Source organism: uncultured Streptococcus sp. (assembly GCF_963456385.1).
Taxonomy (GTDB): domain Bacteria; phylum Bacillota; class Bacilli; order Lactobacillales; family Streptococcaceae; genus Streptococcus.
On record NZ_CAUOLF010000004.1, the window covers coordinates 113,335 to 128,164 of the forward strand.

The 14,830-nt window shown below is 43.0% G+C and carries 13 protein-coding genes; 12 read left to right on the forward strand and 1 reads right to left on the reverse strand.

The genetic code is table 11. From position 1 onward, the window contains the following. Window positions 1-38 precede the first annotated feature (38 nt). Window positions 39-815, reverse strand: coding sequence for a glycyl-radical enzyme activating protein (locus RP262_RS02890; protein ID WP_311154245.1), 777 nt, complete (start codon window positions 813-815; stop codon window positions 39-41). 124 nt (window positions 816-939) lie between these two features. Between RP262_RS02890 and RP262_RS02895 the strand changes: the two genes are divergently transcribed. From RP262_RS02895 to RP262_RS02950, 12 genes are all read left to right on the forward strand, one after another. Further along, window positions 940-1,683 (forward strand): DeoR/GlpR family DNA-binding transcription regulator, encoded by a 744-nt coding sequence (locus tag RP262_RS02895; RefSeq protein ID WP_002918201.1) that lies wholly within the window; start codon window positions 940-942, stop codon window positions 1,681-1,683. Window positions 1,684-1,701: 18 nt separating this feature from the next. Continuing rightward, window positions 1,702-2,673, forward strand: a complete 972-nt coding sequence (locus RP262_RS02900) for a sugar-binding transcriptional regulator (protein WP_311154246.1) — start codon at window positions 1,702-1,704, stop codon at window positions 2,671-2,673. Between the two features lie 103 nt (window positions 2,674-2,776). Next, window positions 2,777-3,268: a hypothetical protein gene (locus RP262_RS02905; protein WP_311154247.1), complete on the forward strand. Its 492-nt coding sequence runs from the start codon at window positions 2,777-2,779 to the stop codon at window positions 3,266-3,268. Window positions 3,269-3,601: 333 nt separating this feature from the next. Further along, window positions 3,602-3,925, forward strand: a complete 324-nt coding sequence (locus tag RP262_RS02910; RefSeq protein WP_311154248.1) for a PTS lactose/cellobiose transporter subunit IIA — start codon at window positions 3,602-3,604, stop codon at window positions 3,923-3,925. A gap of 20 nt (window positions 3,926-3,945) precedes the next feature. Continuing rightward, window positions 3,946-4,257: a PTS sugar transporter subunit IIB gene (locus RP262_RS02915; RefSeq protein ID WP_072074895.1), complete on the forward strand. Its 312-nt coding sequence runs from the start codon at window positions 3,946-3,948 to the stop codon at window positions 4,255-4,257. Window positions 4,258-4,274: 17 nt separating this feature from the next. Beyond that, complete coding sequence (locus RP262_RS02920; protein ID WP_002907358.1) at window positions 4,275-5,576, forward strand: PTS sugar transporter subunit IIC; 1,302 nt, start codon at window positions 4,275-4,277, stop codon at window positions 5,574-5,576. 168 nt (window positions 5,577-5,744) lie between these two features. After that, window positions 5,745-8,186, forward strand: a complete 2,442-nt coding sequence (locus tag RP262_RS02925; RefSeq protein WP_311154249.1) for a glycyl radical protein — start codon at window positions 5,745-5,747, stop codon at window positions 8,184-8,186. Between the two features lie 14 nt (window positions 8,187-8,200). Then, window positions 8,201-8,869, forward strand: a complete 669-nt coding sequence (locus RP262_RS02930; RefSeq protein WP_311154250.1) for a fructose-6-phosphate aldolase — start codon at window positions 8,201-8,203, stop codon at window positions 8,867-8,869. A gap of 45 nt (window positions 8,870-8,914) precedes the next feature. Further along, the gene (locus RP262_RS02935; protein ID WP_311154251.1) at window positions 8,915-10,009 is read left to right on the forward strand and encodes a glycerol dehydrogenase; all 1,095 of its coding nucleotides are present in this window, start codon (window positions 8,915-8,917) and stop codon (window positions 10,007-10,009) included. 165 nt (window positions 10,010-10,174) lie between these two features. Further along, window positions 10,175-12,676 carry a leucine--tRNA ligase gene (gene leuS / locus RP262_RS02940; RefSeq protein ID WP_311154252.1) on the forward strand — a complete coding sequence of 834 codons (2,502 nt, stop codon included), beginning with the start codon at window positions 10,175-10,177 and terminating at the stop codon, window positions 12,674-12,676. Between the two features lie 178 nt (window positions 12,677-12,854). Beyond that, the gene (locus tag RP262_RS02945; RefSeq protein WP_311154253.1) at window positions 12,855-13,544 is read left to right on the forward strand and encodes a VIT family protein; all 690 of its coding nucleotides are present in this window, start codon (window positions 12,855-12,857) and stop codon (window positions 13,542-13,544) included. Window positions 13,545-13,788: 244 nt separating this feature from the next. Beyond that, on the forward strand, window positions 13,789-14,830 hold a 1,042-nt coding region (locus RP262_RS02950; protein WP_311154254.1), incomplete at its 3' end, for a phosphoglycerate kinase.

Sequence of the window (14,830 nt, forward strand, 5' to 3'; positions counted from 1 at the left end):
AAGCGTGGCTTGTTTTTTGGTGTTTGAAAAATTAAAGACTAAAAATAACAATTAATGTCATGCTTCAAAAAGACATCTTGGTATTCAAATAAGTCTTCAGGGTGCAAGGCCTTGACATCTTCCATGGCATACTTTCGGCCAAGTAATTTGTATTTATTTTCGCCAAATTGATGGAAAGGCAGCAGCTGTACTTGATTGATGGATAGTTCATTAAACAGGGTCGCAAACTGCTCCGCATCTTCTAAAGAGTCATTAAAATCTGGAATGACAGGAATGCGGAGAACAATCGTCTTTTGATGAGTAAAGGCGTAGTGGATATTCTGAACAATTAATTCGTTTTTTACTCCAGTCACCTTGCGGTGGTTGACAGAGTTATAATGTTTCAGGTCTGTATAGATAAAATCAACGTACTGGATGAGATCCACGAATTTTTCGTGTTCTACAAAGGCAGTTGTTTCGATAGCGGTATGAATCCCTTTTTCCTTAGCCGCTTTGAGAATGGCCTTGGCAAATTCAAACTGGGCGAAAATCTCTCCGCCAGATAAGGTTAGGCCACCGCCAGATTCTTCATAAAAATCTCTGTCCTTTAGGACTTCGTTGATAATCTCCTCGACACTTCTTTCCTCCCCCATAGTGATGCTTTTTTTGGTAGTAGCATCCAGCATAGGCTCGGGTTTTAATTGCTGTGATTCTGGATTGGAGCACCAAGGACAACGCAGAGGACAGCCCTTGAGGAAAACCGTTGTACGAATCCCTGGTCCATCATGAATACTGAAATGTTGGATGTTGAAAATAATTCCTTTTGTTGTTTCCATACTCAGGCCTCCTTTGGATACAATCATTATAACTTATTTTGGAAAGAAAAACAATTACGAATGAAAGTTATTTTTATTTTATTTTTAAGGCGTCTTTTGTTACAATAATAGCAGAGGTGATAGAATGGAACGTTTAGATGAAATTGTTAAATTAGTATCTGAATTTGAACGAATTGATGTCAATACTTTATCTGACCGCTTAAAAGTTTCCAAAGTGACGATTCGCAAAGACTTGGATAAGCTGGAAACCAAAGGTCTGTTGCGCAGAGAGCATGGCTATGCTGTTTTAAATAGCGGCGATGATCTGAATGTCAGGCTTTCCTTTCATTATGATACCAAGCGCCGAATTGCCCAGGAAGCAGCAAAAATTGTTCAGGATAATGAAACCATTATGATCGAATCGGGCTCAACCTGTGCCTTGCTAGCTGAGGAAATCTGCCGAACGAAGAAGAATGTCAAGATTATTACCAATTCTTATTTTATTGCGGATTATATAAAACAAACTGATTCTTGTAAAATTATCTTACTGGGCGGAGAATTTCAGAAAGATTCTCAAGTGACAGTAGGGCCTCTTCTCAAGGAAATGATTCGGTTTTTCCACGTAGGACATGCTTTTGTAGGAACAGATGGCTATGATGAAAATCTAGGCTTTACAGGCAAGGATCTGATGCGGAGTGAGGTTGTTCAGTATATGTCAGAGGCATCTGACCAGATGATTGTCTTGACGGACTCAAGTAAGTTTACCAGAAAAGGAATAGTTAAGAGATTTGGCTTCAAACAGATTGCCCAAGTGGTGACTGACAAGGCGATTCCTAAAGAAGCTGTTGAGCGCTTGAAAGCTGCGGATATCAAACTGACTCTAATCTAGCAGAGAGAAGGAGATAAGATGAAAAATGAAAGAAAAAAACTATTGGCAAAAATTGCTTATCTCTACTACATAGAAGAAAGAAGCCAGTCTGACATTGCGGCTGAGACAGGGATTTATCGCACCACCATTAGCCGAATGCTGGCAGAAGCGAAAAAAGATGGCATTGTAAAGATTGAGATTGAAGACTTTGATACCCGCTTGTTTCATTTAGAAAACTATGTAAAAGAAAAATATGGGCTCAAGGGAATCGAAATTGTCAGTAATTTAGTGGATGAATCTCCAGCAGACCTGGAAGAGAGGCTTGCCCAAGCTGCTGCAGCTATGCTGCGCAGCCTGATTAAAGACAATGATAAAGTAGGATTTTCTTGGGGCAAGAGCTTGAGCCTTTTAGTAGAGCACTCCAGCAACAAGCATTTGACAAATGTTCATTTCTTTCCTTTGGCAGGTGGTCCCAGTCATATCCATGCTCGCTATCATGTGAATACCCTCATCTATAGCATGGCTGGAAAATACCATGGGGACTGCCGTTTTATGAATTCCACGATTATTCAGGAGAATGAGCAACTGACAAATGGAATATTGGCTTCTAAATATTTTGAAGATCTGAAAAGCAGCTGGCAGGAGCTGGATGTGGCTGTGGTTGGTATTGGCGGGCAGGTTGATACGAGAAATCGTCAATGGTTGGACATGTTGACCTCAGAGGATTTTCTTGCTCTAGAGAGTCAGGATGCTGTTGGAGAAATCTGCTGTCGCTTCTTTAATAAAAAAGGGGATATGGTCTACCAGCATTTGCAAAATCGAACGATTGCCATCTCTTTGGAAAATTTGAAAAAAGTGCCGCTTAGTCTAGCCTTTGCCTATGGCAGTCAAAAATCTGCTGCTATCTTAGCGGTGTTGCGAGCTGGCTATGTCAATCATTTAGTTACGGATGAAGCGACTATTTTGAAAATGCTAGACTTGGATGGAGATAGGAGTTTCTTCACTTCTTGATGGCAGTAGAATCTCAGGTGAAATAAAATTTCCAAAACTAAATTCAGGAATCCTATTTTTTTATTAGTGGATTAGCACTTATGTATGGAGGTGGATTGTTGATTTGAAAAAGCTGATGAAACAAAAATTGGCTAGTTTAGCCACAGGAGAGCTAGTCGCTGTGCTGGTATTTTGGATGAATTTTTTCCTGCTCAAAAAATGGATTTTTACTACTGGAGCTTTGATTTCTATTTCTTTCTCCTTGTTTGTACTGAGTTTTATTCTGATACAGGGCTCTGTTTTTTGGTGGATTTTGATAAAAAGGATTTCCAATCCAGGATTTGCTGAAAGATATACAGGCAAAATTTACAAGATACTAAAGATCTTAGACCTTATTTTACTGGGTGTGGGAGCCCTGATAATTATGTTAAATTACAGTGGATTTTCCACATTCATAATCTCTTTAGCAATTTGGTTTTTTGCTGTCATCGAGTTGATGAATTATTTTAAATTGCAATTATCCTACAGTCTGAATCCTGCCGTTTTATTGAAATACATCTTCCAGAGGAAATTGCGGAAAAGTAAAATAGCAAAGGAAATTGAGAAAGCCGTTTAAAAAGATAAGTTTCGGTTTCTTAAAATAGCATATATGAGGAAGTAGAAGCGAATAGCTGCTGCTTCTTTTTTTTGTGTCGAATCTGCTTATCGTTCGTATCTAATAGAGTGCCTTTCATTCGCAGATGAATACAGCTGTATAGGAGTTGTTTTTTATGGAGGAGACTTTTTGTTTGCACAAATGTGCGAAAAAATTTAAATTAGCTAATTTGTTCTATAATATATTGACGGACTGAGATAAAGGTGATACATTCTAGTTACAAACAAAAATAAATCACTTTCAAACAAAAGAACAGGTTTTTGTTAATTATAAAGATAGGAGCGGTTGTAACATATGGAAATGATTGTAGCAGATCAAATTATCATGGGCCTTATCTTAGACGCTGGTGATGCCAAGCAGCATATTTATCAAGCTTTATCACTAGCTAAAGATGGTAGGTTTTCAGAATGCGATGAGCAGATTGAGCTTGCAGATAAGGCGCTGTTAGAGGCCCATAACTTGCAGACCAAGTTCCTAGCTCAGGAAGCTGGAGGAACGAAAACTGAGATTACAGCTCTGTTTGTTCATTCTCAAGATCATTTGATGACTAGTATTACAGAAATTAATCTCATCAAAGAAATCATCGACTTGAGAAGAGAATTACAAGGGAAAAAATGAATCATCAGGAGGATGAAAAGATGGTTAAGATTGGTTTGTTTTGCGCGGCAGGTTTTTCAACAGGAATGTTGGTCAACAATATGAAGATAGCTGCAGCTGAAAAGGGGCTGGAAGCTGAGATTGAAGCATACTCTCAGGCTAAGCTGGCTGATTATGCAGCGGATCTGGATGTCGCTTTATTGGGCCCGCAGGTAGCCTATACACTAGACAAATCTACAGCTATTTGCGACAGCTGCCATACTCCGATTGCAGTTATTCCGATGGCTGATTACGGTATGCTAGATGGTAAAAAAGTGCTAAACCTCGCTTTGAGTTTGTTGGATAAACATTAAAATCAAGGAGCTTCGTTATGTCTAAAGTGGATACTCAAAAAATCATTGCGCCGATTATGAAGTTTGTCAATATGCGCGGGATTATCGCCTTAAAAGATGGTATGTTGGCAATTTTGCCCCTTACAGTTGTGGGAAGTCTATTCTTGATTGTAGGGCAATTACCGTTTGAAGGTCTAAATCAAGCCATTGCTGGTGTGTTTGGGGCAGACTGGACAGAACCGTTTATGCAGGTTTATTCAGGAACCTTTGCCATTATGGGGCTGATTTCTTGTTTTTCAATCGGCTATTCTTATGCTAAGAACAGCGGTGTAGAGCCTCTGCCGGCAGGGGTGTTGTCTCTTTCTTCTTTCTTTATCCTTTTGAAATCCTCCTACATACCAGAAAAGGGTGAGGCGATTGCAGATGCGATTGCCAAGGTCTGGTTTGGCGGTCAAGGAATCATTGGGGCCATTCTCATTGGTTTGGCAGTTGGCAGTATCTATACGATTTTCATTCAAAAGCATATTGTCATCAAAATGCCAGAGCAGGTTCCTCAAGCGATTGCCAAGCAGTTTGAAGCCATGATTCCAGCTTTCGTTATTTTCTTGCTGTCAATGCTTGTTTATATTATTGCCAAGATAGCGACTGGTGGCGGTACCTTTATTGAAATGATTTACGATGTTATTCAGGTGCCTTTGCAAGGTCTGACAGGCTCTCTGTATGGAGCTATCGGTATTGCTTTCTTTATTTCTTTCTTATGGTGGTTCGGCGTCCATGGGCAGTCTGTTGTCAATGGTGTCGTAACAGCCTTGCTGCTGTCAAATCTGGATGCTAATAAGGCCCTGCTTGCTGCAGATAAGCTGTCTGTCAGTCAAGGTGCTCATATTGTGACCCAGCAATTTTTGGATAGCTTTCTTATCTTGTCGGGCTCTGGTATTACTTTCGGAGTGGTCGTGGCGATGCTCTTTGCTGCCAAGTCTAAGCAGTATAAGGCTCTGGGGAAAGTTGCTGCTTTCCCAGCAATCTTTAATGTCAATGAGCCAGTTGTCTTTGGTTTTCCGATTGTGATGAATCCGGTCATGTTCCTGCCCTTCGTTTTGGTTCCGGTTTTGGCTGCTTTGATTGTCTACATGGCGATTGCGGTCGGCTTTATGCAACCATTCGCAGGTGTGACTTTGCCTTGGAGTACACCGGCTATCATTTCTGGCTTTATGGTCGCTGGCTGGCAAGGGGCAGTCATTCAAATTGTCATCCTAGCCATGTCTGCCTTTGTCTATTTCCCATTTGTGAAGTTTCAGGATAAGATTGCCTACAATAACGAATTGGAAAATGAAGAATAATCTGACTTTGATGGATGAAAACACAAAAGTTTCTTGGTTCAGATGGCACAAATGTGCAAAAAATCTTTAATTTAGTAATCGCCTATAAATGATTGAATTCTAGAATTTTGTGTGTTACAATAGTTACGAAAGAAATAAATTAAATTTCATAAGAAAGGTCGTAGTCAAATGATCCAAGTAAAAGAAGTAGAAAAAACAACAATAAAAACAGACTATTTTGGCAGCTTAACAGAGCGGATGAATAAATATCGGGAAGATGTTTTAAATAAAAATCCCTATATTGACGCAGAGCGCGCTGTCCTAGCTACCAAGGCTTATGATAAGCATAAGGAAAAGCCAAATGTGTTGAAACGTGCTTACATGCTCAAAGAGATTTTGGAAAATATGACGCTATATATCGAAGATGAAACAGTGATTGTCGGTAATCAAGCTTCATCTAATAAAGACGCGCCTATTTTCCCAGAGTATACTTTAGAGTTTGTACTCAATGAACTAGATCTTTTTGAGAAGCGAGACGGAGACGTCTTCTACATTACAGAAGAAACCAAAGAGCAGCTCCGCAGCATCGCTCCTTTCTGGGAAAACAATAACCTCCGTGCTCGAGCAGGGGCTCTACTTCCAGAAGAAGTTCAGGTTTATATGGAAACTGGCTTCTTTGGTATGGAAGGAAAGATGAACTCTGGGGACGCCCACTTGGCGGTCAACTATCAAAAACTCTTGGCTTATGGACTGAAAGGCTTTGAAGAAAAAGCTCGTGCAGCTAAGGAAGCTTTGGATTTGACCGATCCGGCTAGTATTGACAAATACCACTTCTATGATTCCATTTTCATAGTAGTAGATGCTGTGAAAGCTTATGCGGAGCGTTTTGTGGCCTTGGCAAATCAGCTGGCTGAAAAAGCAGAGCCTAAGCGCCGTCAGGAGCTCTTAGAAATCGCTAGGATCTGTTCTAAAGTGCCGTACGAGCCAGCATCAACCTTTGCTGAAGCTGTCCAGTCTGTTTGGTTTATCCAGTGTATCCTTCAGATTGAGTCCAACGGACACTCGCTCTCTTATGGCCGCTTTGACCAGTACATGTATCCTTATGTCAAGGCAGATTTGGAAGCTGGACGTGAGACAGAGGCTAGTATTGTGGAACGCTTAACCAATCTCTGGATTAAAACGATTACCATTAATAAAGTGCGCAGTCAGGCCCACACATTCTCATCTGCGGGCAGTCCCCTTTATCAAAATGTGACAATCGGGGGGCAAACGAGAGATAAGAGAGATGCAGTCAACCCACTTTCCTACCTTGTGTTGAAATCTGTAGCTCAAACTCATCTTCCTCAGCCGAATCTGACTGTTCGCTATCATGCAGGCTTAGATGCTCGCTTTATGAATGAGTGTATCGAAGTCATGAAGCTTGGTTTCGGTATGCCGGCCTTTAATAATGATGAAATTATCATTCCGTCTTTTATCGCAAAAGGCGTTTTAGAAGAAGATGCTTACGACTACAGTGCTATCGGCTGTGTGGAAACTGCTGTGCCTGGTAAATGGGGCTACCGTTGTACAGGTATGAGCTATATGAACTTCCCTAAGGTGCTCCTCATCACTATGAACGATGGTATTGATCCAGCATCTGGCAAGCGCTTTGCGCCAAGCTTCGGTCATTTTAAAGATATGAAGAGCTTTGCTGAGCTGCAAACGACTTGGGACAAGACCTTGCGTCATTTGACCCGCATGAGTGTCATCGTGGAAAATTCTATCGACCTGTCTCTTGAGAGAGAAGTGCCGGATATCCTATGCTCAGCTTTGACAGATGACTGTATCGGGCGCGGTAAGCATTTGAAAGAAGGCGGAGCTGTCTATGACTATATTTCCGGCCTTCAAGTCGGTATTGCCAATCTATCAGACTCATTAGCGGCCATCAAGAAGCTGGTCTTTGAAGAAGGCAGGCTGACTCCGGCTGAACTCTGGCATGCACTTGAAACAGACTATGCAGGTGAGCGTGGTAAAGAAATTCAAGAGATGATGATTCATGATGCACCAAAATATGGTAATGATGATGATTACGCAGATAAGTTAGTGACAGATGCTTACGATATTTATGTGGATGAAATCGCTAAATATCCAAATACCCGTTATGGCCGTGGTCCAATTGGCGGTATCCGCTACTCTGGAACATCTTCTATTTCAGCCAATGTTGGTCAAGGTCGCGGTACCTTGGCGACACCAGATGGCCGTAATGCCGGGACACCGCTCGCTGAAGGCTGCTCTCCTTCCCACAATATGGACAAGAACGGCCCGACCTCTGTATTGAAATCTGTTTCCAAATTGCCGACAGATGAAATCGTAGGAGGCGTTCTGCTCAATCAAAAAGTGAATCCTCAGACCCTGTCTAAGGAAGAAGATAAAGTGAAACTTATTGCCTTGCTTCGTACATTCTTTAACCGTCTGCATGGCTATCATATCCAATACAATGTCGTTTCTCGGGAAACCTTGATTGATGCTCAGAAGCATCCTGAAAAACACCGCGATTTGATTGTTCGCGTTGCAGGCTACTCTGCTTTCTTCAATGTGCTTTCCAAGGCGACACAAGATGATATTATCGGGCGTACGGAGCACACATTGTAAAAGAGGTCCAATTTATGGAATTCATGCTTGATACCTTAAATTTAGAGGAGATAAAAAAATGGTCGGAAGTCCTCCCCTTGGCGGGAGTGACTTCTAATCCGACCATCGCAAAAAAAGAAGGAAAAATAGATTTCTTTGAACGGATTCGCGCCGTTCGGGAAATCATAGGAGAAGGTCCATCTATCCATGTGCAGGTTGTTGCCAAGGATTATGAGGGAATCTTGAAAGATGCTGCTGAAATTCGAAAAAAATGCGGCGATGCTGTCTACATTAAAGTTCCGGTTACACCGGCTGGGCTGGCAGCTATCAAAACTCTTAAACCAGAAGGTTACAAGATTACAGCGACAGCCATTTATACAACCTTTCAAGGGCTATTAGCTATTGAAGCGGGGGCTGATTACCTTGCTCCTTACTATAACCGCATGGAAAATCTCAATATTGATTCAGATGCTGTCATCAGCCAGTTGGCTCAGGCGATTGAGCGGGAACATTCCGCCAGCAAAATATTAGCAGCTTCCTTTAAGAATGTTGGCCAAATCAATCGTGCTTTTGCTGATGGGGCCCAAGCCATTACAGCAGGACCTGATGTCTTTGCAGCAGCCTTTGCCATGCCGTCTATCGCTAAGGCAGTAGATGACTTTGCTGCTGACTGGTCAGCAATTCACAATCAGGAATACATTTGAAAGGCATATATAATGCTCTATCTATAAAAAAGAAAGAGGTGTTCTATGAGAATTTTTGCAAGCCCGTCTCGTTATATTCAGGGAGAAAATGCCCTGTTTGAAAATGCAAAACAGATTCTTCAATTAGGAAGCCATCCAGTCTTGCTTTGTGATGATATGGTTTACCAGATTGTTGGGGAGAAATTCCATGACTACCTTACTCGTTATGGCTTTCATGTGCTGCATGTCGCTTTTAACGGAGAAGCTTCTGATGCTGAAATTGATCGTGTCGTTGCTTTGGCTGAAAAAGACGGAGCAGACTTGGTTATTGGTCTAGGCGGTGGGAAAACGATTGACAGTGCGAAGGCGATTGCAGACATACTAGGACGTCCTGTGGTCATTGCACCAACCATTGCCTCTACAGATGCTCCAACTTCAGCACTTTCTGTTATCTATACAGAAGATGGAGCCTTTGAAAAGTATATTTTCTATAGTAAAAATCCTGAACTCGTCTTGGTGGATACGAAAGTGATTGCTGGAGCGCCAAAACGGCTTCTGGCTTCTGGGATTGCAGATGGTTTAGCGACTTGGGTAGAAGCGCGTGCTGTCCAGCAGAAAAATGGCACTACCATGTTGGGACAAAAACAGAGCCTAGCTGGTGTGGCGATTGCGAAGAAGTGTGAAGAAACACTGTTTGCAGATGGCCTGCAGGCTATTGCAGCCTGTGAAGCGAAAGTCGTGACTCCAGCTCTGGAAAATATCATTGAAGCCAATACCCTTCTCAGCGGCGTCGGCTTTGAGAGCGGAGGTTTGGCGGCAGCCCATGCTATCCACAATGGCTTTACGGCTCTCACAGGCGATATTCACCACCTGACTCACGGCGAAAAAGTTGCCTATGGGACCTTGACCCAGCTCTTCTTAGAAAACCGACCTAAAGAAGAATTGGAAAAATATATTCGCTTCTATCAAAAGATTGGTATGCCGACAACTCTGAAAGAAATGCATTTGGGAAATGCCAGCTATGAAGATTTGCTCAAAGTTGGTCAGCAAGCGACGATTGAGGGCGAAACCATTCATCAGATGCCATTTGAGATTTCAGCTTCTGACATTGCAGGTGCCATCCTAGCAGTCGACCAATATGTCAGGGATTTGGATAAATAAAAGCAAAATACAAAACAAGCTACCTTTCAACTGTAGGACTGACAGGGTGGCTTGTTTTTTGGTGGAGAGATCCTTTGGCTGATGTGTCTGGCAGTCATGAAATTCCGTCTTTCAAAATCCCTTGAAAATGGTATAATAGAAACAGTACAAAAAATGGAGAAAAGAATGGCTTATTATAATCACAAAGAAATCGAGCCCAAGTGGCAGAAATACTGGGCAGAGCACCATACATTTAAGACAGGTACGGATAAGGACAAGCCTAACTTTTATGCGCTGGACATGTTTCCTTACCCATCAGGAGCGGGGCTCCATGTAGGGCATCCGGAGGGCTACACGGCGACAGATATCCTCAGCCGCTACAAACGGGCTCAGGGCTATAATGTCCTGCATCCTATGGGCTGGGACGCCTTTGGTCTGCCGGCAGAGCAATACGCCATGGATACAGGGAATGACCCAGCTGACTTTACAGCGGAAAACATTGCCAACTTTAAGCGTCAAATCAACGCTCTTGGCTTTTCCTATGACTGGGATCGGGAGGTTAATACAACTGACCCTAATTACTACAAGTGGACCCAGTGGATTTTCACCAAGCTTTACGAAAAAGGCCTGGCTTATGAAGCTGAAGTGCCAGTAAACTGGGTTGAAGAGCTGGGAACGGCTATCGCCAATGAGGAAGTTCTTCCAGACGGAACATCTGAGCGTGGTGGTTATCCAGTTGTCCGCAAGCCTATGCGTCAGTGGATGCTGAAAATCACAGCTTATGCAGAACGTTTGCTCAATGACTTGGAGGAGCTGGACTGGCCTGAGTCTATCAAGGATATGCAGCGCAACTGGATTGGTAAGTCAACCGGTGCTAATGTAACCTTCAAGATTAAGGACACAGACAAGGACTTCACCGTCTTTACGACTCGTCCGGACACTCTTTTTGGTGCGACCTATGCTGTTTTGGCTCCAGAGCATGCTCTCGTCGATGCCATTACAAGTGCAGAACAAGCCCAAGCAGTAGCAGACTACAAACATGCAGCCAGCCTCAAATCCGACCTGGCTCGGACTGATTTGGCTAAGGAGAAGACTGGTGTCTGGACAGGAGCTTATGCCATCAATCCTGTCAATGGCAAGGAAATCCCAATCTGGATTGCCGACTATGTGCTTGCAAGCTACGGAACAGGGGCTATCATGGCCGTTCCTGCGCACGATGAGCGCGACTGGGAGTTTGCTAAGCAGTTCGATTTAGAGATTATTCCGGTTCTAGAGGGTGGCAATGTTGCAGAAGCTGCTTACACAGAGGACGGTCCGCATATTAACTCTGGCTTCTTAGATGGCTTGGACAAGGCTATCGCTATTGAAAAGATGGTTGCTTGGCTGGAAGCAGAAGGTGTAGGAAATGAAAAAGTCACCTATCGTCTGCGCGACTGGCTCTTTAGCCGTCAGCGCTACTGGGGTGAGCCGATTCCAATCATTCATTGGGAAGATGGGACTTCAACGGCTGTTCCTAAAAATGAACTTCCACTTGTCCTGCCTGTAACCAAGGATATCCGTCCTTCTGGTACTGGTGAAAGCCCTCTGGCCAATCTGACTGACTGGCTGGAAGTGACTCGGGAAGATGGTGTCAAAGGACGCCGCGAAACCAACACCATGCCTCAATGGGCTGGTTCCAGCTGGTATTACCTGCGTTACATTGACCCGCACAATAATGAGAAATTAGCAGACGAAGAGCTGCTCAAGGCTTGGCTGCCAGTTGATATTTACATCGGTGGTGCGGAGCATGCCGTGCTCCATCTTCTCTACGCTCGGTTCTGGCATAAATTCCTCTATGATATCGGAGTGGTTCCGACCAAAGAGCCTTTCCAAAAACTCTTTAACCAAGGGATGATTCTGGGAACTAGCTACCGTGATAGCCGCGGTGCTCTAGTGGCGACAGACAAGGTGGAAAAACGCGATGGTTCTTTCTTCAACATCGAAACGGGAGAAGAACTGGAGCAAGCACCAGCCAAGATGTCTAAATCTCTGAAGAATGTGGTCAACCCAGACGATGTAGTGGAGCAATATGGTGCTGATACATTGCGTGTCTATGAAATGTTCATGGGGCCGTTGGATGCATCCATCGCTTGGAGCGAGGAAGGTCTGGAAGGCAGCCGCAAGTTCCTGGATCGGGTCTATCGTCTTCTTAACTCTAAGGAGCTGGTCTTTGAAAATAGCGGAGCCTTGGACAAGGTCTACCATGAAACAGTCAAGTCTGTCACAGAGCAGATTGAGGAGCTCAAGTTTAACACAGCCATTGCCCAGCTCATGATCTTTGTCAATGCAGCCAACAAGGAAGAGGAGCTCTATGTCGAATATGCTAAAGGTTTCATTCAATTGCTTGCACCTTTCGCACCGCACTTGGCTGAAGAACTCTGGCAGTCACTAGCTCAAACAGACGAGAGCATCTCCTACGTAGCTTGGCCAACTTATGATGAAAGCAAGCTTGTCGAAGCAGAGGTCGAAATCGTAGTTCAAATCAAGGGCAAAGTTCGTGCTAAGCTAGTCGTAGCCAAAGATCTGAGCCGTGAGGAACTGCAGGAAATCGCTCTGGCAGATGAGAAAATTGAATCTGAAATCGCCGGCAAAGAAGTCGTGAAAGTGATTAGCGTTCCAAATAAACTGGTTAATATCGTGGTGAAATAATACGTTTGCTATAGCATTATAGTGATTATAAAGAAAGGAGTCGTTTAAAACGGCTCTTTTTTCAATGCCTCTCTTCTCTTAAATAGTAGAACTTTTCTCATTTTTCGATTTTCTCTTGTATTAGTTCTAGATTTTATTTATAATCATTACAAATAAAAAGAAAGAGAAAATTTAAATAGTGGAAGAACATAAAATTGATACGAACTTTAGCGGTCGGCTGAATATCTTGCGGGCTGGGGTTTTAGGAGCCAATGATGGCATTATTTCCATCGCAGGAGTGGTAATCGGGGTGGCTAGCGCGACGGACGATGTCTGGATTATCTTTCTATCTGGTTTAGCGGCAGTCTTTGCGGGTGCCTTTTCTATGGCTGGTGGAGAGTATGTTTCTGTTTCTACTCAAAAGGATACAGAAGAAGCTGCTGTTGCCAGAGCGCGGGAGCTTTTAGAGAAAAATCCAGATATCGCTAGGCAGTCTCTCTATGCTGCCTATGTTCAAAATGGCGAGTGTGAGACTTCTGCCCAGCTCATGACCAATCGGGCTTTTCTCCAAGATCCGTTGGAAGCCTTAGTGACGGAAAAATATGGAATCGAGATTGAGGAGTTCACTAATCCCTGGCATGCTGCCGTATCAAGCTTTTTAGCCTTTGCTGTTGGTGCGCTTTTTCCTATGATTACCATTATCCTGCTTCCAGCCACTATCCGTATCTGGGCAACCGTTCTGATTGTGGCCTTGGCCCTCTTGGGAACGGGCTACATCAGCGCTAGATTAGGCAAAGCACCGCTCAAAAATGCCATGATTCGGAATCTCGTTATCGGTCTTTTAACCATGGCGGTCACCTATGCAGTAGGACAGGTATTTACAATTTAACAATGGAAAGCATTGAAGTTAGTAATTTTACTGGCTTTTTGTATTATCGAATCTAGAGAAAAATCCAGCTTTAACTATTGTCTGAATGAGTTCAGCGCACTTTTTTCTATTCTCTAATTCCAAAGTTCGAGAGAAAGAAGTGCGTGGCACTTCTTTTTTGTGAAAATTTTCCTTATATCAAGAAAACTTTTGGAAAATATGATATAATAGTTGCGTATAAAATATGAAAAGGAGTTTTTGTAACATGGCAAAACTTACTGTTAAAGACGTTGATTTGAAAGGTAAAAAAGTCCTCGTTCGTGTAGACTTTAACGTACCATTGAAAGACGGAGTGATTACGAATGACAACCGTATCACTGCTGCTCTTCCAACTATTAAATACATCATCGAGCAAGGCGGTCGCGCAATTCTCTTCTCTCACCTTGGACGTGTAAAAGAAGAAGCAGACAAAGAAGGTAAATCACTTGCTCCTGTAGCTGCTGACTTGGCTGCTAAATTGGGTCAAGACGTTGTTTTCCCAGGTGTCACTCGTGGTGCTGAATTGGAAGCAGCTATCAATGCTCTTGAAGATGGACAAGTTCTTTTGGTCGAAAACACTCGTTTTGAAGATGTGGACGGCAAGAAAGAATCTAAAAACGATCCAGAACTTGGTAAATACTGGGCATCTCTTGGAGATGGTATCTTCGTAAATGATGCATTCGGTACAGCTCACCGTGCACACGCATCTAACGTCGGTATCTCAGCAAACGTTGAAAAAGCTGTTGCTGGCTTCCTTCTTGAAAACGAAATTGCTTACATCCAAGAAGCAGTTGAAACTCCAGAACGTCCATTCGTAGCTATTCTTGGTGGTTCAAAAGTATCTGACAAGATCGGTGTTATCGAAAACTTGCTTGAAAAAGCTGATAAAGTCCTTATCGGTGGTGGTATGACTTACACATTCTACAAAGCACAGGGTATCGAAATCGGTAACTCACTTGTAGAAGAAGACAAATTGGATGTTGCCAAAGCTCTTCTTGAAAAAGCAAACGGCAAATTGGTTCTGCCAGTTGACTCTAAAGAAGCAAATGCTTTTGCTGACTACACTGAAGTAAAAGATACTGAAGGTGAAGCAGTGGATCCAGGCTTCCTTGGTCTGGATATCGGTCCTAAATCTATCGCTAAATTTGATGAAGCCTTGACTGGTGCGAAAACAGTTGTATGGAACGGACCTATGGGTGTATTTGAAAACCCTGACTTCCAAGCTGGTACAATCGGTGTCATGGATGCTATCGTGAAACAACCAGGTG